Origin of the sequence: Pelagibius litoralis (genome assembly GCF_011683915.1) — a bacterium.
Taxonomy (GTDB): domain Bacteria; phylum Pseudomonadota; class Alphaproteobacteria; order Kiloniellales; family Kiloniellaceae; genus Pelagibius; species Pelagibius litoralis.
This window is the reverse complement of record NZ_JAAQPH010000008.1, coordinates 207,454-229,457: the sequence shown is the minus strand read 5'-3', so window position 1 is coordinate 229,457 and position 22,004 is coordinate 207,454. Positions and strand designations below refer to the sequence as shown.

The 22,004-nt window shown below is 63.7% G+C and carries 19 protein-coding genes; 15 read left to right on the top strand and 4 right to left on the bottom strand.

Translation table 11 applies throughout. The annotated features are described in order from the left end of the window. Positions 1–10: 10 nt before the first annotated feature. From HBA54_RS12550 to HBA54_RS12500, 10 genes are read left to right on the top strand one after another with little or no spacing between them, the layout of a single operon-like run. Positions 11–1,261: an ABC transporter substrate-binding protein gene (locus HBA54_RS12550; RefSeq protein WP_167224972.1), complete on the top strand. Its 1,251-nt coding sequence runs from the start codon at positions 11–13 to the stop codon at positions 1,259–1,261. 26 nt (positions 1,262–1,287) lie between these two features. Further along, positions 1,288–2,079 (top strand): ABC transporter ATP-binding protein, encoded by a 792-nt coding sequence (locus tag HBA54_RS12545; protein WP_167224970.1) that lies wholly within the window; start codon positions 1,288–1,290, stop codon positions 2,077–2,079. Beyond that, positions 2,072–4,354 (top strand): ABC transporter permease, encoded by a 2,283-nt coding sequence (locus tag HBA54_RS29045; protein ID WP_167224968.1) that lies wholly within the window; start codon positions 2,072–2,074, stop codon positions 4,352–4,354. Before HBA54_RS12545 ends, HBA54_RS29045 begins: the two co-directional genes overlap by 8 nt. Next, a complete protein-coding gene (locus HBA54_RS12535) occupies positions 4,341–5,186 on the top strand; it encodes a phosphoenolpyruvate hydrolase family protein (protein ID WP_167224966.1) in 846 nt (281 codons plus the stop codon). Before HBA54_RS29045 ends, HBA54_RS12535 begins: the two co-directional genes overlap by 14 nt. A gap of 4 nt (positions 5,187–5,190) precedes the next feature. Then, entirely contained in the window at positions 5,191–7,245 is a 2,055-nt protein-coding gene (locus tag HBA54_RS12530) for a flotillin family protein (RefSeq protein WP_167224964.1), read from the top strand. A 2-nt stretch (positions 7,246–7,247) separates the two neighbouring features. Then, positions 7,248–7,685, top strand: coding sequence for an SRPBCC family protein (locus tag HBA54_RS12525; RefSeq protein WP_167224962.1), 438 nt, complete (start codon positions 7,248–7,250; stop codon positions 7,683–7,685). Between the two features lies 1 nt (position 7,686). Next, positions 7,687–9,174: an SRPBCC family protein gene (locus tag HBA54_RS12515; protein ID WP_205944616.1), complete on the top strand. Its 1,488-nt coding sequence runs from the start codon at positions 7,687–7,689 to the stop codon at positions 9,172–9,174. Continuing rightward, on the top strand, positions 9,171–10,037 hold the full coding sequence (locus tag HBA54_RS12510; protein WP_167224960.1) for a fumarylacetoacetate hydrolase family protein: 867 nt from the start codon (positions 9,171–9,173) through the stop codon (positions 10,035–10,037). Before HBA54_RS12515 ends, HBA54_RS12510 begins: the two co-directional genes overlap by 4 nt. 3 nt (positions 10,038–10,040) lie before the next feature. After that, entirely contained in the window at positions 10,041–10,832 is a 792-nt protein-coding gene (locus HBA54_RS12505) for an alpha/beta fold hydrolase (protein WP_167224958.1), read from the top strand. Between the two features lie 25 nt (positions 10,833–10,857). Continuing rightward, positions 10,858–12,195 (top strand): metal-dependent hydrolase family protein, encoded by a 1,338-nt coding sequence (locus HBA54_RS12500; protein WP_167224955.1) that lies wholly within the window; start codon positions 10,858–10,860, stop codon positions 12,193–12,195. A 51-nt stretch (positions 12,196–12,246) separates the two neighbouring features. On the opposite strand, the gene HBA54_RS12495 is transcribed toward HBA54_RS12500, so the two are convergent. Together HBA54_RS12495 and HBA54_RS12490 are read right to left on the bottom strand one after the other, a co-directional pair. Beyond that, entirely contained in the window at positions 12,247–15,357 is a 3,111-nt protein-coding gene (locus tag HBA54_RS12495) for an efflux RND transporter permease subunit (protein ID WP_205944615.1), read from the bottom strand. Next, entirely contained in the window at positions 15,357–16,547 is a 1,191-nt protein-coding gene (locus HBA54_RS12490; RefSeq protein ID WP_167224953.1) for an efflux RND transporter periplasmic adaptor subunit, read from the bottom strand. The genes HBA54_RS12495 and HBA54_RS12490 overlap by 1 nt, the downstream gene beginning before the upstream one ends. A gap of 525 nt (positions 16,548–17,072) precedes the next feature. Between HBA54_RS12490 and HBA54_RS12485 the strand changes: the two genes are divergently transcribed. Continuing rightward, entirely contained in the window at positions 17,073–17,627 is a 555-nt protein-coding gene (locus HBA54_RS12485) for a cytochrome b (RefSeq protein ID WP_167224951.1), read from the top strand. Positions 17,628–17,669: 42 nt separating this feature from the next. Here HBA54_RS12485 and HBA54_RS12480 read toward each other — a convergent pair whose 3' ends face one another. Both HBA54_RS12480 and HBA54_RS12475 read right to left on the bottom strand, forming a co-directional pair. Next, the gene (locus HBA54_RS12480) at positions 17,670–18,209 is read right to left on the bottom strand and encodes a hypothetical protein (protein WP_205944614.1); all 540 of its coding nucleotides are present in this window, start codon (positions 18,207–18,209) and stop codon (positions 17,670–17,672) included. Between the two features lie 162 nt (positions 18,210–18,371). Next, a complete protein-coding gene (locus tag HBA54_RS12475; RefSeq protein WP_167224947.1) occupies positions 18,372–18,758 on the bottom strand; it encodes a YciI family protein in 387 nt (128 codons plus the stop codon). 99 nt (positions 18,759–18,857) lie between these two features. On the opposite strand from HBA54_RS12475, the gene HBA54_RS12470 reads away from it, so the two are divergent. From HBA54_RS12470 to HBA54_RS12455, 4 genes are read left to right on the top strand one after another with little or no spacing between them, the layout of a single operon-like run. Continuing rightward, on the top strand, positions 18,858–19,739 hold the full coding sequence (locus HBA54_RS12470) for a fumarylacetoacetate hydrolase family protein (protein ID WP_167224945.1): 882 nt from the start codon (positions 18,858–18,860) through the stop codon (positions 19,737–19,739). After that, positions 19,736–20,401, top strand: coding sequence for a malonic semialdehyde reductase (locus HBA54_RS12465; RefSeq protein WP_167224943.1), 666 nt, complete (start codon positions 19,736–19,738; stop codon positions 20,399–20,401). Before HBA54_RS12470 ends, HBA54_RS12465 begins: the two co-directional genes overlap by 4 nt. A gap of 19 nt (positions 20,402–20,420) precedes the next feature. Further along, a complete protein-coding gene (locus HBA54_RS12460) occupies positions 20,421–20,864 on the top strand; it encodes an OsmC family protein (RefSeq protein ID WP_205944613.1) in 444 nt (147 codons plus the stop codon). 46 nt (positions 20,865–20,910) lie between these two features. Beyond that, positions 20,911–21,996, top strand: a complete 1,086-nt coding sequence (locus HBA54_RS12455) for a C4-dicarboxylate TRAP transporter substrate-binding protein (protein ID WP_167224939.1) — start codon at positions 20,911–20,913, stop codon at positions 21,994–21,996. The last annotated feature ends 8 nt before the right edge of the window (positions 21,997–22,004 follow it).

The following is a 22,004-nucleotide window of genomic DNA, read 5'->3' as shown; positions in this document are numbered from 1 at the left end:
ATGGGAGGGAATGATGTTCAGACTAGGTAAAACGACGCTGGTGGCGGCGACGGTCTTGGCTATGGCAAGCCCGGTCGCTGCGCAGGAGACGGTCAAAATGGGGGCCCTGGCGACGCTGGAAGGCGCCTTTACGGTGCTTGGCGAAGACAGCATGCGCGGCGTCTATATGGCCCTGGAAGAGTTCAACTATACGGCCGGTGGTAAAAAGATCGAGCTGATTACCGGTTCTTCCGACGCCTCGCCGGACAGTGCCATCCGCGCGACCCGCAAGCTGGTCGAGCAGGACGGCGTCCAGGTCATGGTCGGTCCGCTTTCCGGATCTGAGGGGCTTGCGGTCAAAGACTACGCCAAGACCCAACCCAATGTGACCTTCCTTAATGGCAGCTCCGCCGCACAGGACACCACGCTGCGCGATCCGGCCGACAACTTCTTCCGCTTCGGTACCGAGGGTGCGCAGTGGATGGCCGGCCTTGGCGAGTATGTCTATAAGGAAAAGGGTTACCGCAAACTGGCGGTTCTCGCGGAAGATTACTCCTTCCCCTACACCCAGGTCTTCGGCTTCCTGGAGCCGTTCTGCCGGCTCGGCGGCAAGGCGCCTGCCGACGCCCGTTTCTGGGTTCCGATCGGCAACAAGGACTACTCCTCGGTGATCGCGGCCCTGCCCGATGACGTCGATGCGATCTACGTCGCTCTCGGCGGTGCCGATGCGGTGAACTTCCTGACCCAGTACGAGCAGACCGGCGGCGAACTGCCGCTGATCGGCGGTTCGATCACGGTGGATCAGACGGTGCTCGGCTCCAAGGGCCGGACCCGCGACTTCGTGGTCGGCACGCCCTCGGCCGGTCCGATTTCCGACACCTGGGACGATTCCCGCTGGGCCGGTTTCGTCGCCGCCTATAAGAAGCAGTTTCCGGACGGCTTCCCGTCACCATCGCTCTTCGCCCATGCCTACTACGTCAACACCAAGGCAGCCCTGCTGGCCCTCGATACGGTCGACGGCAATCTCTCCGACGGCGGCAAGGCCTATCGGGCGGCGCTCGCCGCGCTGGAGTTCGAGACCCCCACGGGCATGGTGAAGCTCGACGAGCGGCGCAATGCGGTCGCCGACATCTTCCTCACGGAAGTGGCCGAAGGGCCTGACGGCAATCTGCTGAACAAGACCATCAAAGTCATTCCGCAGGTCAGCCAGACCCTGGGCCTCTCCTATGACGAGTTCCTGAAGTACGGCGCCGTCAGCCGAGAGAACCCTGTCTGCGAGTAAGTTGTTGGAAGTAAGATCTTAACCCGATGTCGACGTCCAGAACCGACGCTCTCTCCCGCCTTCAAGGGGCCGGCCGTTTCGCGCTGGAGCTTGAAGCCGTCAGCCGCCACTTCGGTGCGCTGGTGGCCCTGGCGGATATCAACCTCACCGTCCGGGCGGGGGAGAGGCGTGCGGTTCTGGGCTCGAACGGGGCCGGCAAGACAACCTTGTTCAACGCGATCACCGGCGACTACCCGCCGACCACCGGTCGCGTGCGTCTGTTCGGGGAGGATGTGACCGATCTGCCGGTGCATGAACGCATTCGCCGCGGCCTGCGCCGGACCTACCAGATCTCGCTGCTTTTCGATGGACTGAGCGTGATCGACAATATCTATCTGGCCTGCCGCGGCGTCAGCCGGCGGCGGTTTTCCTTGAAGCGTCCGGGCCGTGACGACAGCGCTTTTCATACCGCCGAAACCCTGTTGTCCGCGGTTCATCTGGACGATGCCCGGGACATGCTGGTGGCCGCCCTCAGCCACGGCCAGCAACGCCAACTGGAGATTGCGCTGGCCCTGGCCGGGGCGCCGCGGTTGATCCTCTTCGACGAACCGGCGGCCGGGCTTTCGCCGACCGAGCGGACAGAACTGGTGGAGATCCTGCAGTCGCTACCCGATCACATCGGCTACATCATTATCGAACATGACATGGATGTGGCTCTGCGTGCCGCAGAGAGCGTCACCATGATGCACAACGGGCGCATCTTCAAAGAAGGCACGCCCGAGGAAATCGAGAACGATCCCGAGGTTCAGGAACTTTACCTGGGGCAGGGCCATGGCTGAGCGCGACCATCGCCGTGCCAATGACCGGGCCGTGCTGCAGATCCGGGATCTGCACGTCTACTACGGTCAGTCGCACGCCCTGCAGGGCGTGAACCTGAGCCTGGAGACCGGCGTTCATGCCGTGGTCGGCCGCAACGGCATGGGCAAGACGACGCTCTGCAACACCATCATGGGGCTGCTGAAGCCGCAGCGCGGCTCGATCCGCTTCGAAGGCACGGAGATCGCCGGCCTCGCGCCGCACAGAATTGCCGCGAAAGGCATAGGCTATACGCCCCAGGGGCGCCGCCTTTGGCCGTCCCTGACGGTGGATGAACACTTGAGGCTGTCGCAGAGCGGCGGCAACTGGTCCATCGAACGTATTTACGACAACTTCCCGCGCCTGGCCGAACGCCGCCGCAACGGCGCCGCCCAGCTTTCCGGCGGCGAGCAGCAGATGCTGGCGATTTCGCGGGCGCTGCTGCAGGACCCGCGGCTGCTGGTCCTGGACGAGCCGACCGAAGGCCTGGCGCCGGTGGTGGTGGAGCAGGTCGAGCAGCTTCTCGCCAGATTGGCGGAGGAGGAAGACGTCTCGATCCTGCTGATCGAACAGAATATCGCCGTGGCGACGTCGATTTCCAAGGACGTGGCCATCATGGTCAATGGCCGGATCAATCGTGTGATACCGGCGCGCCAGTTGGCCGGGGACCGCACTCTGCAGGAACGCCTGCTCGGGGTAGGCCGTCATTCCCACGAGGACCTCGACCTCGAGGTTCCGGCGGAAGAAGCGGCGCCGAGCGCGGAAGCAGAAACCGTTGAGGCTCCGACCGCTGTAGAGACAGCCGAGATGCCGGTGGCGTCGGCGCCTGAGCCTGCGCGGCCTTCCAGCCTGGTCTATGTACCGCCGACCCGCTGGTCGAGCGCCGCCTGGCAGGAAGGCAAGGGTCCACAGGAGTCGCTACCGCGGCCGGGCGGCGACCAGACACCGCTGCGGCCCTTCGACGCCAAGCCCGAACCCCTGTTCAAGGAGCCGCCGACGCCCCTGGGGGCGCTGTTCGGGGAGGAGGTCTATGTTGCCGGCACCTTCGATACCAAGGGCGCGGAACTGACCTACATCCGCAACTGCCTTCTGGACAGCGGCCTGCAGGCGGTCCGCACCGTCGATCTCTCGACCTCCGGGAAACCGTCGTCGGCCGATGTCCCGCCGCATATGGTTGCCGCCTATCATCCCTCCGGCGGCAGTGCGGTTTTCACCGGCGACCGGGGTGCCTCGGTCGGGGCCATGGCACTGGCTTTCCGGAACTGGATTCAGCGTCAGCGGGGGATCGGCGGCATCATATCCGCCGGCGGGTCCGGCGGCACGGCCTTGGCGACGCCGGCCATGCGCAGCCTGCCCATCGGCATTCCCAAGGTGATGATCTCCACCGTCGCCTCGGGCGACGTCGGCCAGTACGTCGGCCCGACCGACATCATGATGATGTACTCGGTGACCGATGTGCAGGGGCTGAACCAGATCTCGCGGCGGGTGCTGGCCAACGGGGCAAAGGCTTTTGCCGGCATGGTGGGGGATGTCGGGAAGTCGTCCGCCGCCCAGGCGGAGGAGGTGGAAAAGCCCGGTCTGGGGCTCACCATGTTCGGCGTCACCACCACGGCGATCCAGCAGATCACCGCACAGCTGGAAGACCGCTACGACTGTCTGGTGTTTCATGCCACCGGGACCGGCGGACGTTCAATGGAGAAGCTGGCGGACAGCGGCCTGCTGGCGGCCGTCGTCGATCTCACCACCACGGAAGTCTGCGACATGATGATGGGCGGCGTTTTTGCCGCCGACGAGGACCGCTTCGGCGCCTTCATCCGCACGGGCATCCCCTATGTCGGCTCGCTCGGGGCCCTGGATATGGTGAACTTCGGCGCCCCTGACACGGTGCCGGAGCGCTATCGCGACCGGCTCTTCGTCGAACACAATCCGCAGGTAACCCTGATGCGCACCACGGCCGCGGAGAACGCGCGCATGGGCGAATGGATCGCCGGCCGCCTGAACGAGATGACCGGGCCGGTGCGGTTCCTGATTCCCGAGGGCGGTGTCTCTGCCCTCGATGCGCCGGGTCAGCCGTTCCACGACCCGCAGGCCGATCGTGCCCTGTTTGATGCTCTCGCCGGGCGTTTTCAGGAAACCGCGACGCGCCGCTTGATCCGGACCCCTTACAACATCAACGACCCCGCGTTCGCCGATGCGGTCGTCGCTGCGCTGGAAGAGATAAACCCTACCAAGAGGACAAGCCGTTATGCCGCGTTTTGAGAGGAAAGTACTGCTGGAGCGGTTCCAGGAAATGAAAAGGCGCGGCGAGCCGATTGTCGGCGGCGGTGCCGGGACCGGCCTCTCCGCCAAGTGCGAGGAGGCCGGCGGCATCGACCTCATTGTGATTTACAACTCCGGGCGTTATCGCATGGCCGGGCGCGGTTCGCTTTCCGGCCTCATGGCCTATGGCAATGCCAACGATGTGGTCATGGAGATGGCCCATGAGGTCTTGCCGGTGACGACCAGGACCCCGGTGCTTGCCGGGGTGAACGGCACCGACCCTTTCTGCATCTTCGACCACTACCTGGATCAGGTGAAGGCGATCGGCTTTTCCGGCGTCCAGAATTTTCCAACCGTCGGGCTGATCGATGGTACCTTTCGCGCGAACCTGGAAGAGACCGGGATGTCCTACAGTCAGGAAGTGGACATGATCCGCCTGGCGCACCAAAAGGACATGCTGACCACGCCTTATGTCTTCAACGAAGAGGACGCCAAGGCGATGGCCGGGGCTGGCGCCGATGTTGTCGTCTGCCATCTGGGTTTGACGACCGGCGGCTCGATCGGGGCCGAGACGGCGCTGTCGCTGGCCGACTGTCCTGCGCTGGTGGACGCCTGGGCGCAGGCGGCGCTCTCGGTCAATCCTGACGCCATTATCCTGGTCCACGGCGGGCCGGTCGCGATACCGGCAGATGCCCAGTATGTCCTGGACAACAGCGAACACTGCCACGGGTTCTACGGCGCCTCCTCGATGGAGCGCCTGCCGACGGAACAGGCACTGACCGAACAGACAAAAGCCTTTAAGGCACTGACACTAGGTTCAAAGGGAGGGTGAGGTCATGACTAGCGGCCTGATCGGATCGATCATTCTCTGGCTCATCGTCGCGATCATCGTGATCGTTGTCGGGGTCTATCTGCTGAACTGGCTCTACCACCGCTCGACGAAAGAGGTCGCCTTCGTGCGCACCGGCTTCGGCGGCGAAACGGTGGTGATCAACGGCGGGGCGCTTGTGCTGCCGATTGTTCACGAGGTCACCTCGGTCAATCTCAATGTCGTGCGCATTCCCGTCGCGCGGGCCCGCGAAGCGGCGGTGATCACCCGCGATCGCATGCGTGTCGATATCGAGGCCGAGTTCTTCGTGCGCGTGATCCAGCAGAAGGAAGCGGTGGCCGCCGCCGCCTCGACCCTGGGTCAGCGCACGCTGGAGCCGGATCACCTGGCGGATCTGCTGAGCGGTAAGTTCGTCGGCGCGTTGCGCTCCGTCGCTGCCGAGATGACCTTGGATGAAATGCATGAGAAACGCGGCGACTACGTCGCCATGGTCGAGGCGCGGGCGGCCGACGCCCTGGCGCGTAACGGCCTGGAGCTCGAGTCCCTGGCGATCACCGATCTCGATCAGACCAATCTGGAATTCTTCAATCCTTCCAACCGCTTCGATGCAGAGGGCCTGACCCAGCTGATCCAGACCATCGAGGGCCGCCGCGAGCTGCGCAACGATATCGAACAGTCCGCCATGGTGGCGATCCGCACCCGCAACCTGGAGGCTGAAAAGGAAACCCTGAAGCTGGAACAGGAGAGCGAGAGCTCCCGCCTGAACCAGGAGCGGGCGCTGGAGGCATTGCGCGCCGAGCAACGGACCGAGATCCTGCGCAGCCGCGTTGTGCAAGATGCCGAGGCGGAGAAGTCCCGCATCGCCAGCGAACAGGAAACCCGGGAATACGATATCGCCCGGCGCCGCAGCCTGGAAGAGACCGAGATCAAGGCGCAGGAAGAGGTGGAGCAGGCAAGGATTGCGCAGGAGCAAGCGTTGGAGAAGGCCCGCATCGAACGGGAACGTCTGATCCGTCAGCAGCAGATCAAGCAGCGCCACGATGTCGAGACCGCGGAGATTGCCGCCGGCGAAGATGTCGAGCGTGCGAAGATCGTCTCGGAGCGCCAGCTGCGCGAGGCGCGTATCATTGCCGAGGAGGAGACCGAGGGTCGCGATATCGCCCGTGGGCAGGAGATCGAGACGGCGAAGATCGCCGCACACAAGGCGGTGGAGTCCGCCCGCATCGCCCAGGAGCAGTTGCTCGACAAAGTGCGTATCGAGCGCGACCGGCTGCTGCGCTCGCAACAGATCGCCCAGCGCCAGTCCATCGACGAGAGCGAGATTTCCGCCCAGGAGGAAATCGAGCGGGCGCGCATTGCCTCCAACCGCGGCCTTGAAGAAGCCCGCATTCTGCAGGATCGCGACCTGAAGCGCCTTGAGGTGGAACGTGCCCAGGCCCTGGAGCTGGCCGAGATCGAGCGGCAGATCGTGGTGTTGCAGAAACAGTCCGATGAAGCCGAGGTCCGTGTGGCAACCGAGGTGTCCCGCGCCAAGGCGGTGGCGGCGGAGGAGAGGGTCGTCACCACCCGCGAGACCGAAGTCGCCGAGCGGATTGCGGTGATCGACCGGCTGCTGGCGAGCAAGGATGCGGATACCGCGAAGATCGCCGCCGAGGCGGAGAAAGTCAGCGCCGCTGTTGCCGCCGAAGCGCAGCGTCTGCGCAACGAGGCGGAAAATATTCTCAGCGAGGATGCCCGCGCAACGATGCTGCGCTCCAAGATGATCGATCGTCTGGAAGGCATTGTCCGCGAGAGCGTGCGGCCGATGGAGAAGATCGACGGCATCAAGATCCTGCACGTTGACGGCCTCGCCGGCGGCGGGGGCAGCGGTAACCGTACGCCGACCGACGAGGTGATCGAAAGCGCCCTGCGCTATCGCGCCCAGGCGCCGCTGATCGACGAGATGATGAAGGAGATCGGTGTCGAGAACCCCAATGTCGCGCGCATGGGGGATATCTTCCGGTCTGCGCGAGACGCTCAAAGCCTCGCCAAGGATGCCGAAGCGCAGAAGAAGGACGACTGAGGATGGCGCAGGTTTACACCTCCTCTGTCATCGGCGCCCCGGCGGAGCGGGTCTGGGCGGCGATCCGCGATTTCAACGGCCTGCCCGACTGGCATCCGGGCATTGTGGAAAGCCGGATCGAGGGCGGTGGGCCCGCCGATCAGGTCGGCTGCGTGCGCGCTTTCCGGCTGCAGGATGGTGGCGTCATTCGCGAACGCCTGCTGGCGCTTTCCGACTACGACTACAGCTGCAGCTACGCGATCCTGGAAAGCCCCATGGGGGTGGAGAACTACATCGCCACCTTGAAGCTAACGCCGGTCACCGACGGTGCGCGCAGCTTTGCCGAGTGGTCGGCGGCATTCGATTGCGCGCCGGAGCGCGAGGCGGAACTGGTCGCCATGATCGGCAAGGACGTCTTTCAGGGTGGCTTTGATTCGCTGAAGAGCCGGTTCGGAAGCTGAGATGGTCGCCATCAGCCGCAGCACCATCATCGATGCGCCGATTGCGGCGGTCTGGGAGATTCTGCGCGACTTCAACGGGCACGACCGCTGGCATCCGGCGGTCGACCGCAGCGCGCTGGAGGAAGGCAGGAAAACCGATCAGATCGGGTCGGTGCGCAACTTCGTGCTCGACGGCGGCGAGCGGATCCGTGAGCGTCTGCTGAGCCTTTCCGACAAGGACCGGCGGCTGCGCTATGCCATCGTCGAAAGCGATGTGCCGCTGATGAACTATGTTGCCGAGGTGGCGCTGAAACCGGTGACCGATGGTGACCGGACGTTCTGGTCCTGGACCTCGAAGTTCGAGACGCCGGAGGGGCGCGAACGCGAGCTGGCGCAGCTTGTGGCCGAGGGTGTCTACGATGCCGGCTTCGAGGCGGTCCGGGCGCGGGTCGAACGCCACCAACCCGCCTTGTCCGCGCCAACACCGAGCGCTTCAGGGGCTGCCGCCATCGATGGTATGGCGATGGTGATCGAGCGCCACGGCGGCCCCGAGGAACTGCATCCGGTCGCGGTGTCGGCGCCGCCGCCGGGGCCCGGCGAGCTGCGCCTGCGCCATACGGCAATCGGGGTGAATTTCATCGATATCTACAGCCGCAGCGGCGCTTTCGATCTGCTGCAGCCGCCGGGCGCCCCGGGCATGGAAGCAGCGGGGGTGGTGGTCGATGTCGGACCCGGCGTGCGCCATCTGAGGCCGGGCCAGCGTGTTGCCTATGCCTGTCCGCCGGTCGGTGCCTATGCCAGCGTCCGCACCATGGCGGCGGCGCTGGTCGTGGCGCTGCCGGACAGCATCGACGATGAGATGGCGGCGGGCGGCCTGCTGAAAGGGATGAGCGCCGAATTCCTGCTGCACCGGGTGCGTGAAATCCGAAAGGGCGAAACGGTGCTTGTCTATGCCCCGGCCGGCGGGGTAGGGCGATTGCTTTGCCAGTGGGCGACGCATCTCGGCGCCACGGTCATCGGCGCCACTTCGAGCGAGGAAAAGGCCCGTCTGGCCCGGGCTGCCGGCGCCCGCCATGTTATTCTGCCCGGTACGACAAGCCTTGAAGAGCAGGTCCGCAGTCTCACCCAGGGGCGCGGCGCTGATGTGATCTATGACGCCGTGGGCCGTGACAGCTTTGCCCATTCCGTCGCGGCCTTGGCGCCCTGCGGGCATCTCGTCAGCTTCGGCCAGGCCTCCGGGCCGGTCGGCAGTTGGGACATCGGCACCCTGGCTGCCAGCTCGGCGACGATTTCCCGCCCGAATTTCGCCCACTACACCGACACGCCGGAAAAGGTCGCAGCGATCACCGAGCGCCTGTTCGACGCCATCGAGCGGCGGGTGATCACCGTTGAGATCGGCCGCCGCTATCCCTTGTCCGCAGCGGCGGAGGCCCACCGCGCCCTGGAAAGCCGCCAGACCACGGCCTCGACCATCCTGATACCGAATGAAAACGAGGAAGGCATCCGATGAAACTTGCGCTGTTCGCATGGCAAGACGGTCTCCATGTCGGCCGGATCGATGAGGGCCGGGGCGTTGTCGAGCGTTTCGACGTCGCGTCCGAAAACCTGGCAAACGACGGCGTCGCCAGCCTGATTGGCGGTGACCTGCCGCCGCTGGCGGAGACGCTGCCGTTGGACGAGGTCAGCCTGCAGGCGCCGATCCCGCGGCCGCGGCGCAACGTCTTCTGCGTCGGCAAGAACTATCACGAGCATGCCCAGGAGTTTGCCTCCTCCGGCTTTGACAGCTCCGCGGCCAAGGGCGCGGTGCCGGAGGCGCCGATCGTCTTCTCGAAACTGCCGGAGTCTGTTGCTGCCGCCGGGGCACCGATCAGGATCGACCCTGCCGTCAGTACGGCGATCGACTACGAGGCCGAGCTGACGGTGATCATCGGCAAGGCCGGGCGCAACATTCCGGCAGCCGAAGCTCTGTCCTATGTCTGGGGCTACACCATCGTCAACGACGTCACGGCGCGCGACCTGCAGGGCCTGCACAGCCAGTGGCTGATCGGCAAGTCGCAGGACAGCTTCTGTCCCATGGGTCCCTGGGTGGTGACGGCCGATGCGCTCGACCTCTCCGACACGGCGGTGCGCTGCTGGGTCAATGGCGACCTGCGTCAGGATTCCAACACCGGCTTGCTGATCTTCGATGTACCAACGATCATCGCGGCGATCTCCAACGGCATCACGCTCCAGCCCGGCGATGTCATCGCCACGGGGACGCCTGCCGGGGTGGGCATCGGTTTCACGCCGCCGAAGTACCTGACGCCGGGTGATCGGGTGAAGGTCGAGATCGCCGGCATCGGTAGCCTGGAGAACCCGGTGGAGGCTTATTGAGCCATGCCTGACCTGCATCTCGGCAGTCTGGTCATGGAGGACCATGGGGAAGGCCATGGAGAAGGGACGGCGGTCGTCCTGGTCCACGGCCTCGGTGGCAGCTCCAACAGTTTTCAGACGCTGATGGGGGCGTTGGAGGGCTACCGCGTGCTGCGCCCGGACCTGCCGGGGGCCGGCCGTTCGGCCTTGCGCCCGGGACGCCCTGGACTGCGCGGTCTGACCAGCGCCGTCGGCGATGCCTTGCGGTCGGCGGGTGTCGAGCGGGCGCATCTTGTCGGACATTCCATGGGTACGCTGATCTGTCAGTATCTTGCGGTATCGGCCCCAGAGTGTGTGCTAAGTTTGACTTTGTTCGGGCCGATCCTGGTGCCGCCGGCGGCGGCAAAGGTGGCCTTGAAGGAAAGAGCGGAAACGGCGCGTGCCGAGGGCATGGCTGGCATCGCCGGGGCGGTTGCAGGCGGCAGCGTCGCTGCCGCCTCGCGCGCGGCCAACCCCGTGGTCACGGCCTTTGTGCGCGAAAGCCTGATGCGCCAGGACCCGGCCGGCTACGCCGCACACTGTGATGCGCTGAGCACGGCCGAGGCGGCCGATCATCCGGCCATCCAGGCCCCGACGCTGTTGGTGGCGGGGGAGAACGACCCCGTCGCGCCGGTTGCCATGGCGCAGCAACTGAACGCGCAGATCGCCGGATCGACGCTGGAGATCATTCCGTCGGTCGCACATTGGATGATGATGGAGGCGCCACAGCGGTCTGCAGATCTGTTGCGATCGCATCTCGATGCAACCGCGCCGTGAGCGCGAGATAGAGGGAGACAGGACTATGGCAGAAAGCAGTTTCGGCGGCTGGGGCGGTGCCAGCAGCACTGGAAACGGCGAGAGCGAGATCGTCTTCACCAACGTGCGTGTCCTCGACGGCAGCGGCGAGCCACCCTATGCCGGCGAGGTCACCGTCGCCGGCAATCGGATAAAGTCGATTGTTCGCTCCGGCGGCGGTTTCGGCTGGAGCGCGAACGGCGGCCAGCGCATCGACGGCCGCGGTATGACCCTGATGCCGGGACTTATCGATGCCCATCTGCATCTGAGCTGGAACAACGCGCCGGGCATCGACCCGATCCAGATGATGCCGGTGGAGGAGCATGTCATCAATTGCGTTCAGATGGCGCGCCTAGTGCTCGATGCCGGCTTTACCGCCGGCTACGGCGCGGCGGCGGCCAAGCCGCGGCTCGACGTGGTGATCCGCGATGCGATCAACCAGGGCAGGGTGCCGGGGCCGCGCTATACCGCAGCGGGCCCGGAGATCACCGCCGTCGGCGGTCTGGGCGATGCTTCGAAGCCGCACATCCCCGACGAAGGCCTGAACCTTGGGATCGTGGTCTCCGGGCCGGAAGACATCCGCCTGAAAGTCCGTCAGCTCATGAAGTGGGGGGTGGATACCATCAAGATCAACCTCTCGGGCGAAGAGATCACCGGCATGGGGGCGGAGGAAAACCAGTTCTCCGACGAGGAGATCGCCATGGCGGTGAACGAGGCGAAGCGCCGCCATCGCCGGGTTGCCGCCCATGCCCGCTCCAAGGAGTCGATCAAGAAGTGCGTCGAGTTCGGCATCGAGATCATCTACCACGCCTCCTTCGCGGATGAGGAGGCCCTGGATATGCTGGAGGCCAACAAGGACAAGCATTTCGTCGCGCCTGGCCTGGCCTGGCTGATCAACACGGCGCGCAATGCCGGCGACTACGGCATCAAGCCGGGGACTCCGATCACCATTGCTTATGAGCGCGAACTGGAAAACGCCATCGATACGATGCAAAAGATGCACAAACGCGGCATCCGCGTGCTGACCGGCGGCGATTACGGCTTTGCCTGGACACCGCATGGTACCAACGCCAAGGATCTGGAGTACTTCGTCGACATGGTTGGTTTTACGCCGATGGAAGCCATTCAGGCGGCGACCAAGTACGGCGGTCAGATCATGGGCATGGGCTCTGAGCTCGGCCAGATCCGCGAGGGCTACCTCGCCGACCTGCTGCTGGTCGATGGAGACCCCCTGGCCGATGTCCGCGTTCTTCAGGATCATAAACGCCTGGTGGCGATCATGAAGGACGGCAAGTTCCACAAGGCGCCGGAGAACCTGACATCGGGTATGCGGTTGACGGCTTAGAGATAACGTTGCAACGGTGCTGTCACGGTAACTGAGTGACGGGTCGGCAACCTATTCCGCCGCTACGGGTTTGGGACCGTCGAGGCCGGACAACTCGGTCTCAATCGCTTTTTCGATCGTGGATCGCGGCGTGGTGAGACGGCCCAGCAGGCTGTAGAGCACCGGTGTGAGGAATAGCGTCAGGACACCGGAAAACAGCAACCCGCCGACGATCACCGTGCCGATGGCCATCCGGCTCTCCGCGCCCGCGCCGCTGGCCAACACCAGTGGCACCGCCCCCAAGATGGTCGATATCAGGGTCATCACGATGGCGCGCAGGCGCAGCACCGTGGCCTCCACCGCTGCGTCGCGCAGGCTCATTCCCTGATCGCGGAGCTGGTTGGCAAACTCCACGATGAGGATACCGTTCTTTGCCATCAGTCCGATCAGCAGGATGATACCGATCTGGCTGTAGATGTTCAGCGTGATCCCGGTGAGCGCCAGCGAGAAAACCGCACCGGCAATGCCGAGCGGCACCGTCAGCATGATCACCAGCGGATGCACAAAGCTCTCGAACTGGGCCGCAAGCACCAGGAACACGATGAGGAGTGCCAGCACGAAGGTGGTCATGGCGCCGCTGGAGGTTTCCCTGAACTGCTGCGATTGGCCGGCAAGCCCGATCCTCGCTTCGCTGGGCAGTGCCTCCGCTGCGGCTTGCTCCATGAAGGCGACTGCCTGGCCCAAGGTGTAACCCTCCGCGAGCGATCCCTCCACCTGGATCGAGGGCAAGCGATTGTAGCGCCGCAGTTCCGCCGCCGCCGCCACCGTCTCCACGTCGATGAGCGCGCTGAGGGGCACCAGCGACGTCTCGTCGCCGGCACGAATGAAGATGAAGTCGATATCCGAGGGTGAGGCGCGATCGCTCTCATCGGCCTGCAGGAGCACCGGGTATTCGCGGCCCCGGTCCACGAACTGTGTCACCTCTCTGGAGGCCAGCATGGTCTGCAGCGTGGCGGCGATGGTGTCGACGTTGATCCCCAGGTCGTCGGCGCGGTCACGGTCGACGTTGATATCGATCTGCGGCTGGTTCTCCTCGTAGTCCATCTCCATGTTTTGCAGGTTGGGGTTGTCCTGCGCGATGGCGAGGAGATCGCTCGCCCAGCCTTTCACGCTTTCGAAATCGGCGCCGCTGACCACGACGCGTAGAGGCGTGCGACTGCCCCGCAACCCAAGCCCCGCCGGCGTCACCGGACGGCCGCTGGCGGCGGTGATCTGACGCATCTTGGGGTTCATCGCCGTCACCACGTCTCGGTGGCTGCGCTCGCGCTCCGACCAGTCGGCGAGCCGCAGCACAATGAAGGCGCGGTTCTCGCGGCCGAAACTTCCACTGAAAGTAAAAACCGTCTCCACGTCGCCCGAATCGCGCAGCGGCTGGACGATCCGCTCCACCTGCCGCGCCGCGCCGTCGGTGAAGGTGACGGTACTTCCCTGGGGGGCTGTCAGCGGGACGAAGACCACGCCCCGGTCCTCACTGGGGCTGAGTTCCTGCGGAATTGTGCCGTATACCCCATAGCCGATCCCCGCGATCGCCAGCGCCAGCGCGATGACGACAATCGGGATTCTGATGGCATAGTCCACGCAGGCGCGGAAGCCGCGCAGGAACCAGCCTTCGTGTCTGGGTAGTTTCAGGACATCTTCGGGCAGCGAGGCCGGTCCGCGTAGAACCTTGGAGGCCAGCGCTGGGCAGGCCGTGAGGGCCACGAAGGTGGAGATCAGCACCGCGCTTGCCATGACAAAACCAAACTCGGTGAACAGGCGCCCGACTTGTCCCTGGAGGAAGGACAGCGGCACGAACACGGCGATCAGGGTGAGCGAGGTGGCGATCACCGCGAAGGTCACCTGGCGAGAGCCGAGCACGCTGGCTTTCAATGGGCTCTCCCCCTGGTCGATGCGCCGTTGAATGTTTTCCAAGACCACGATGGCGTCGTCGACAACCAGCCCGATGGCCAGAAGCAGTGCCAGAAGCGTCAGTACGTTGATGGAAAAACCCATGGCGGCGATCAGTGCGAGGGTACCGATGAGTGCCACAGGAATGGTGATCGCCGGGATCAGCGTCGCCCGCCAGGACCGCAGGAACACGATGATGACCCCCACCACCAGGGCCAGCGAGATGCCGAGTGCCGTTGCGACTTCCCGGATTGACGCGCCGACGAAGATCGCGTCATCCGAGCCCACTTCGATGGCCATGCCCTCCGGCAGGCCGCCGGCCATCGCCGCGATCTCGGCGCGGACCCCGTTGGAGATGGCAATGGTGTTGGACTGGCTCTGCCGCACCACCGCGAGGCCCACCGCGGTGACCCCGTTGTTGCGCACGATGGTGCTGTCGTCGGAGACGCCCGCCACCACCCGCGCCATGTCGCCCAGCCGAATCGGGTGACCCGCTACCCGGTCGATAACAACGTTGGAGAAGGCCTCCACCGTTGGAATGCGGCTGTTGAGGCGAACCGTGAGCTGGCGGGAGGCGGTTTCGAGCTCTCCGGCGGGCAGCTCGATGTTGGCGCGCTGAAGCGCCGTCTCGATGTCGGCGACTGTCAGGTTGCGGGCCGCCATCGCCCTTCGGTCGAGCCAGATCCGCACCGCCATCGGCCGGTCGCCGTAAAGGTCGATGCTCGCAACCCCCGGGACCGTTGCCAAGCGGTCCACCACGTAGCGGTCCACGTAGTCGGTAATCTCGTCGGGTGTCATGTTGGGGTTCACCACCGCCAGACGCATCACCGGGTCGGCATCGGCATCGTTCTTGATCACCTGAGGTTCCTCCACGTCCTCCGGGAGCTCGGCACGCACCCGCGCGACGGCGTCGCGTACATCGTTAGCCGCCTCGTCGATACTACGGCCCACCTCGAACTCGATGGTGACGGTGCTCCGCCCACGGCGGCTTTGGGAGCTAATGGTCTTGACGCCGGAGATCCCGGCGATGGAACCCTCCAGCACCTCAGTGATATCGGTGTCGACGATTTCGGGTGCGGCCCCGGTGTATTCGGTACGCACCGAGACTATGGCCGCGTCGATGTCGGGCAGCTCGCGGACCGGTAACTGGGTTAGCGCAGCGATGCCGAACACGATGATGAGAAGGCTTGCGACGGCGGCCAGCACCGGGCGCCGGACGGCGATGTCGGACAGCATCAGGAGTGGCTCCCTTCAGCCGTTGGCGTTGTTAGCGCTGCTGGCGTTTCCTCGGTGGCCAACGGCGGGACGTCCTCCTTGGCAGGGACGGGGCCAGAGTCCGGGGCGGGAACGGCGGGCGGTGCGTTCATCACGTCGACGGCAATGCCGTCGCGCAGCGATTGGATGCCGCGCGAGATCACCGGTTCCCCCGCCGTGACCCCGGTTTCCACCTCCACCACGCCCTCGCGGCGCAGCCCGGTGGTGATGCGCCGGCGCACCGCTTTTCCGTCCTCGACTACGAACAGAAATGCATCGCCCCCCTGCACCAGGATCGCCTCCTCCGTTACCACCACGGCATCACGCTCACCCATAGCCAGGGTGAGGCGCATGAACATACCGGCCGGCAGATCACGATCCTCATTGGGAAGCCGGGCGCGCACCCTGAAGGCGCGTGACGTCTGGTCGACGCGGCTGTCGACGACGACAACGGTTCCGGTGAAGCTGCGCCCGGGGAAGGCCGCGGTAGAGGCGGTGACGGGTTGACCCTCGTCGATCTGGCCGTAGACCGTTTCCGGCAGACGGAATTCGATCTCCACCGCCGACAGGTCGTCGAGGCTGGTCAGCACGGTGTCGCTCTCCACCCTCGCGCCCAGATCCACCGCGGTGATGCCCAGGACGCCTGCGAAGGGCGCGCGGACGGTGCGATCGGCAAGGCGCCGCTGCGCACGCTCGCGCGCCGCCCGGGCGATGGCCACCTCGGAGCGCACCTGATCGATGGTGGCGTGGCTGACATTGTTGCGGCTGAGCAGCGCCTCGGACCGCTCCAACGCCCGGGTTCTCTCCTCCAGTATGGCCTCAGATTCGGCCAAGGTTGCCTGCTCGATCTCGTCGTCCAGCCGCGCGAGCACCGTACCGGCCGCCACCTCGCGGCCGGCCACGATATCGATTTCGACCATGCGCCCCTCGACGTGCGGCACGATGTCTACTGAGCGCAGGGCCCGCGTGGTCCCCACAGCCTCCATAACCACGCTCAGCTTGCGGGCCTCGGCGGGGGCGACTTCGATGCCGATGCTTCGAGGTGTGCGCTGCTTCGACGGAGCGGCTGTCTCCGCCGGGGCGATGATCATTTCCTCATAGTAGAGGTATCCCCCGACAGCGAGGCCGGCGAGGATCGCCACGGACAGAATTTGGCGCAAACTTCCCATCATACCTCGCTTCTCGCGTCTACCCAGTGCGCTCCGCAGTGTCGAAGTCAACCCCCGGAGAGCGTTTGATTTCACGATCGATGTACGTCAATACCCTGCTTTGAGGAGCGGTTCGGATAAAAGTTTGTCGCAAAATGTAACGGCGACCGAGGTTGCGACAAACTGCGACAAACTTGCTGCCGGCCAGCTTTTTTGCTGTGAAACAACATCTATCTCTAGTGATTGCAGGAGCATCCTGCCAAGCCATTTATCGTCGGGGCAAAGACCATATGCTCACAACTGATGTCGCCATCGACCACGAAGCAGGTGAGCGTCGCCGCGGGTGGAATTCGACGCAGATTCCCCATCAAACCTCGTTTGGCGCGCCTGCGCGCAATGCATTCCGCAATTCCAAAGTCAGATCCCCAAGCACCTTAGCCTTTTCGGCGTCGATGCCTGCCTGCGCGATAGAGAGTGCTCGGTGTTCTGGTTTGGCGCGACTGTACACAAAAGGGGCGCCCATAGGTCCGCAGCCGGAAGGATAAAACCATGCCCAAGACCTCGACATATGATTTCATCTCCCGTGTCAATCACTGGGTCATCGCGCTTGTTGTAATCGGGATGATCGGTTTCGGTCTCTATCTCGCATACGGCGGTCTCGCGCGCGAAGACCGGGGGCCTCTGATTGCCATTCACAAATCTATCGGTGTTCTGGTCTTCGGCTTTGGCGTGTGGCGTGTGTTGTGGCGGATCGTTCAGGGCTTTCCGGCATCCGCATCGGCGATGCCGGCATGGCAGGAAACGGCATCGAAGTTTGCGCATTGGGGACTGATGGCGGGAACCCTTCTCATGCCGCTATCGGGTGTCCTGTCGTCTGTCTTCCGCGGGCGCGCCGTAGAGGTCTTTGGCTGGTTTGCGATCCCGGCGCAGACGGAGATCACCTGGTTGGCTTCACTCGGCTCGGCGACCCACCAGTTTGTCGGTTATGGGCTGGCCGCCCTGGTGACGGTTCATGTTGCAGCAGCGCTGAAACACCATTTCCACGACACGGATCTGACCTTGAAGCGCATGCTGCGCGGAGAATCTCAGACCGGGCCGTCCTGATAGGGGAACGCTCATATCTCGCCCCTCATCCTGCCGGACAGGTCAGTCCGTGGCGAAGCAATAGAACAGACCGTCACCGCCCGTGCCTTGCAGGTCGGCAAGGCTGCAGCCGCGCGACGGGTGGGCGGCGTTCCAGGAGGTCGGGTTCGCACCGCCGCCCGTCCGGTCGTGATGTCCGACCATCGCCGAGCCCTCGCCACCGCTTGTCCAGTCGGCGCAGGCAGAACCCTCCAGCCGGCCATCAAGGCCTGAACCTGTAAGGATATCGTGCCGGTTCGGGTCGTCTCCGCGCCCGTTCACCACCTCGCCCCGCTCGTTCAGCGACGCGGCCTTGCTGAGCCCGTTGTCCTCGCTGTGCAGCGCCTCGACATCGTCTGAAACCTTCACTCCCGCCGCGTTGTACCAGGGACCGCTGCCGATCCGATCCCTAGCATCTTCTGCGCTGGATGACAGGTAGGCCCGCCAGGTCTTGCCCGTGACACCGGCTGCTGCAGCAAGGTTGTCGCAATGAGCGTCCGCACCCTCAAGGCCTCCGAGATTGGCGCCCTGTCCGGGATTTTCACTGGTGATGAAAAAGCTCATTGCGGCCTCCTGACCGGCGGCGGCCGAGACGAAGCCAAATGACAATGCGGCTGATAGCGCTAGGCGGATGATCATGGGGGGTGTCCTTGCATCATGCTTTCTGGGGTAGCGATTCAGATGACGATGGTTCTCGGCATCAGGCGGTCCGGGCTATGACCCGGATTACGAGAGGTCTACGGACTTCGTTGAAAGTCCGACGGAGAGAGACAGAGACCCCTCGTTCACGAGCCACCGGCGCAGCGTGAAGCGGCGTGCGCCGCATCTGTGCATGGGGTCGTCAGCAGCAAGTTCCTGTGCTTCCTCAAACGATCCTGCGCGGTAGACAATCAGGCCGGTGCCTTGCATCAGCTCGCCGGTCGGGTCGGACAGAGGTCCGGCGAAGGCGAGCTTTCCGGCTGCCTCAAGTGATCGCTGGTATTCCAGGTGTTCGGGCAGGTTGGCGCGGACTTCGTCCGATGTCTCCGCGGGCACCGATTCCACAACGAAAAGTTCAAGGGCCAAGGCCCCACGCTCTTTTGCCGTGCGTTTGTAGGCTTCCCAGGAAGGCATTTAATGACTTTTCTCGACAGTTGCGTAAGAAAATCGATTTTCTTTGACTATATCATGAATAATCGCCAATGATAGGGAAAACGCAACAGGGGAGCCAAGATGAGATTTGTTGTCGGCAGTCATAACAGCGCCCAGGCCGTGTTTCTTGTTGAGGATGACAGGGCGGTGAACCTTTCCCTGGCTCATCCCGGTGTCGGGGCGGATCTCATGGGGCTTATCAACGCGCCGGCCCTGATGGCTGAAATCGCGCGGGTTGGTTTGTCGGGAGAGACCCTGCCTGTTGCCTCGATCACGCCAGCGCTTCCGGTGGCCAAGCCGGGGAAGGTCATCTGCCTTGGCCTGAACTATATAGATCACATCAAAGAGGGCGGCTACGACGTTCCGGATTACCCGGCGCTCTTCATGCGATCCCTCAATTCTCTCATGGCGGCGGGTGAGCCTATGGTTCGTCCCTCTTGCTCCGAACGGCTGGACTACGAGGCCGAGCTGATGCTGATCATCGGTACGGGTGGCCGGCATATCGCCGAGGCCGACGCCTTGGATCATGTGTTCGGATACACCGTGTTCAACGATGGTTCGGTTCGCGATTACCAGCGAAAGACCCATCAGTGGACTCCGGGCAAAAACTTCGATCAGACGGGCCCTATCGGCCCCTTCGTCGTTACACCCGACGAACTGCCAGACGGGGCGACCGGGCTCAAAATCGAAAGCCGGGTCGGTGACGAGATCCTGCAAAGCGCCAATACGTCTGACATGTTGTGGTCCGTTGCGCGAACCATCGCAACGATCTCGGAATTCACGACCCTGGAGCCCGGAGATCTGATCGCCATGGGTACGCCGCCTGGCGTGGGCCACGCGAAGACTCCACCGCGCTGGCTTCGGCCTGGAGAAACAGTCGAGGTCGAAATCGAAGGGATCGGCATTTGCGCCAACCCGATTGTCGACGAGGCCGATTGGTTGAGATCCACGGCGGCTGAATGATGGCGCTTACGGGAGAAGAATTACAGCAGGCCCGGCACGCAGCGCAGGACGCCGTTCGGGCGGTGCGTGCGGGAAAAGCCGAGCTTGACGGTTCATCGATCGATCTGATCCTGCGGAAAGCGCGGTCGCACTATGCATGGCACGACAAGCCGGTTTCCGAGGATCTCCTGCGCTTGATCTACGAGATAACGATCGCCGGTCCGACCAGCATGAATTGCTGCCCGGCGCGGTTTGTCTTCGTTACGAGCGGGGATGGGAAAAGGCGGCTCTCAAAATCGCTGAAGGCCAAGAATGTCGACAAGATGATGGCGGCGCCGGTGACCGCGATCATCGCTTACGATCCGGATTTCTGGACCGAGCTTCCATTTCTTTTCCCTCATGAAGACCGTCGGCCTCATTTCGAGGGCAAGCCGGAGCATTCCAGGGATACCGCCTTTCGTAATTCCACCCTGCAGGGCGCCTACTTCATGATCGCGGCGCGGGCTGTCGGTCTGGATGTCGGGGCGATGTCCGGCTTTTCGAATGCGATTGTGGACGAGGAGTTTTTTTCCGAAAGCGGTTGGAAGTCCAATTTCCTCTGCAATCTCGGCTACGCTGATGAAACGGCGCTTTTCCAGAGACTGCCAAGGTTCCCGTTTGAACATGTCTGCAGCTTCTTATGAAGACAGGATAGGCCTGCGAATGAAAACATCCGTAGAGCTGCGCGCAAAGGCGGACTGCCCATCGCACTCTCGCGCTTATGTCGGCGTTCGCGACTTGGTTTTTGTGATCGACGAGCCGGTAGAGCGCGGGGGCGCAAACATGGGCCCCACCCCGACCGACATGGCTCTGGCGGCGCTGATCGGCTGTATGAACGTCATCGGCCACAAGTGTGCGGATCGGCTGGGTGTCGATATTGGGCATTTGGCCATAGACGCAAGCTGCGCGTTCGATCGCCGGGGCGTCACGCTCGACGAAGAAGTCGAAGTGCCCTTCCAGTCGATCATCCTGGTCGTGAAGAGCAGTGGCGGTGCGTCGGCAGAAGACCTGCGAAGGGTAGGGGCGGAAGTTGAGAAGTACTGCCCCCTTTCCAAGTTGTTTGGCAACGCAGGCACCAACCTGGAGGTCAGTTGGCGCAACGATTGATCGAAAAGCCGGGCGCAGGTGCCCGCAAAAAAAAAGGGAGGAAAGAATGAAACAATGGATCACAGGAACGGCTTTGGGCGCGGCCCTGGCCGGTTTGACGGCGCTTCCGTCGTTTGCGACGGAGACGATAAACGCTGTCGTCATCGATGGTTATCCGGCGCGCGCACTCTGGGTTAAAGAGTTTTCGAACTTCTTCATTCCCGAGGTGGACAAGCGACTCGCCGAAACCGGCAACTACAAGATGAACTGGCAGGAAAGCTACGGTGGCGCGATCGTCAAGCCCAAGGGCGTTCTGGATGGCGTGAAGCTGGGCCTGGGTGATATCGGCATCGTCACCACGATCTTCCATTCCTCGAAGCTTCCCAGCCAGGCGATCTCCGCCGTCACGCCGTTTATTGCGCCCGACGCGCGTGCCGTTGCCAAGGCGGTCGATGAGATTGCCAAGGAATACCCTTCCATGCAGAATGAGTTCGCAGCGCAGAATCAGGTGTATCTGGCCACGGGCGTCGTGCTGGACACTTATCAGGTGTTCTCGAAAGAGCCGGTCAGCGCGCTGGCGGATGTTGAGGGTAGCAAGGTTGCCGGCGCCGGGATGAACCTGCGTTACCTTGAAGGCATCGACGGCGCGGCCGGTGTGCGCGGTGGCCTGACCGATTTCTATAACATGCTTCAGACTGGTCTGGTCGACCATGCGATGCTGTGGCCCGAGGCCGCCAAGACCTTCAAGATTGCCGAAGTCGCGCCTTACATGCTGCGGGCCGATCTAGGGGCGGTGAACACCAAGACGGTCACGGTCAACAAGGACTATTGGGATGGGTTGCCGGACGAGGTCAAGGCTGTGCTGCAGGAAGTGGCGGTCGCATACCGTGATCATCTGGCCTCAATCGCAATGGACCGCGCGCAGGCGAGCCGCGAAGCTTTCGTTGCCGCGGGCGGAACGATCGTCGAGTTAAATCCGGCTGAGCGGGAAGGCTGGGCGAAAGCCATGCCGAACATCGCAATCGAATGGGCTGCCGGTCTCGACGAGCGCGGCGAGCCGGGTTCGGAGATGTTGCGGGCCTACATTGGCAAATTGGGAGCTGCCGGTTATACGCCCCTGCGCGATTGGGCATCCGAACTCGCCTCCAACTGAGGCGAGGA

Excerpts from the sequence above, each read along its gene's own strand:
- HBA54_RS12550 (WP_167224972.1), top strand. The coding sequence starts at position 11 with ATGATGTTCAGACTAGGTAAAACGACGCTGGTGGCGGCGACGGTCTTG.
- HBA54_RS12545 (WP_167224970.1), top strand. The coding sequence starts at position 1,288 with ATGTCGACGTCCAGAACCGACGCTCTCTCCCGCCTTCAAGGGGCCGGC.
- HBA54_RS29045 (WP_167224968.1), top strand. The coding sequence starts at position 2,072 with ATGGCTGAGCGCGACCATCGCCGTGCCAATGACCGGGCCGTGCTGCAG.
- HBA54_RS12535 (WP_167224966.1), top strand. The coding sequence starts at position 4,341 with ATGCCGCGTTTTGAGAGGAAAGTACTGCTGGAGCGGTTCCAGGAAATG.
- HBA54_RS12530 (WP_167224964.1), top strand. The coding sequence starts at position 5,191 with ATGACTAGCGGCCTGATCGGATCGATCATTCTCTGGCTCATCGTCGCG.
- HBA54_RS12525 (WP_167224962.1), top strand. The coding sequence starts at position 7,248 with ATGGCGCAGGTTTACACCTCCTCTGTCATCGGCGCCCCGGCGGAGCGG.
- HBA54_RS12515 (WP_205944616.1), top strand. The coding sequence starts at position 7,687 with ATGGTCGCCATCAGCCGCAGCACCATCATCGATGCGCCGATTGCGGCG.
- HBA54_RS12510 (WP_167224960.1), top strand. The coding sequence starts at position 9,171 with ATGAAACTTGCGCTGTTCGCATGGCAAGACGGTCTCCATGTCGGCCGG.
- HBA54_RS12505 (WP_167224958.1), top strand. The coding sequence starts at position 10,041 with ATGCCTGACCTGCATCTCGGCAGTCTGGTCATGGAGGACCATGGGGAA.
- HBA54_RS12500 (WP_167224955.1), top strand. The coding sequence starts at position 10,858 with ATGGCAGAAAGCAGTTTCGGCGGCTGGGGCGGTGCCAGCAGCACTGGA.
- HBA54_RS12495 (WP_205944615.1), bottom strand. The coding sequence starts at position 15,357 with ATGCTGTCCGACATCGCCGTCCGGCGCCCGGTGCTGGCCGCCGTCGCA.
- HBA54_RS12490 (WP_167224953.1), bottom strand. The coding sequence starts at position 16,547 with ATGATGGGAAGTTTGCGCCAAATTCTGTCCGTGGCGATCCTCGCCGGC.
- HBA54_RS12485 (WP_167224951.1), top strand. The coding sequence starts at position 17,073 with ATGCCCAAGACCTCGACATATGATTTCATCTCCCGTGTCAATCACTGG.
- HBA54_RS12480 (WP_205944614.1), bottom strand. The coding sequence starts at position 18,209 with ATGAGCTTTTTCATCACCAGTGAAAATCCCGGACAGGGCGCCAATCTC.
- HBA54_RS12475 (WP_167224947.1), bottom strand. The coding sequence starts at position 18,758 with ATGCCTTCCTGGGAAGCCTACAAACGCACGGCAAAAGAGCGTGGGGCC.
- HBA54_RS12470 (WP_167224945.1), top strand. The coding sequence starts at position 18,858 with ATGAGATTTGTTGTCGGCAGTCATAACAGCGCCCAGGCCGTGTTTCTT.
- HBA54_RS12465 (WP_167224943.1), top strand. The coding sequence starts at position 19,736 with ATGATGGCGCTTACGGGAGAAGAATTACAGCAGGCCCGGCACGCAGCG.
- HBA54_RS12460 (WP_205944613.1), top strand. The coding sequence starts at position 20,421 with ATGAAAACATCCGTAGAGCTGCGCGCAAAGGCGGACTGCCCATCGCAC.
- HBA54_RS12455 (WP_167224939.1), top strand. The coding sequence starts at position 20,911 with ATGAAACAATGGATCACAGGAACGGCTTTGGGCGCGGCCCTGGCCGGT.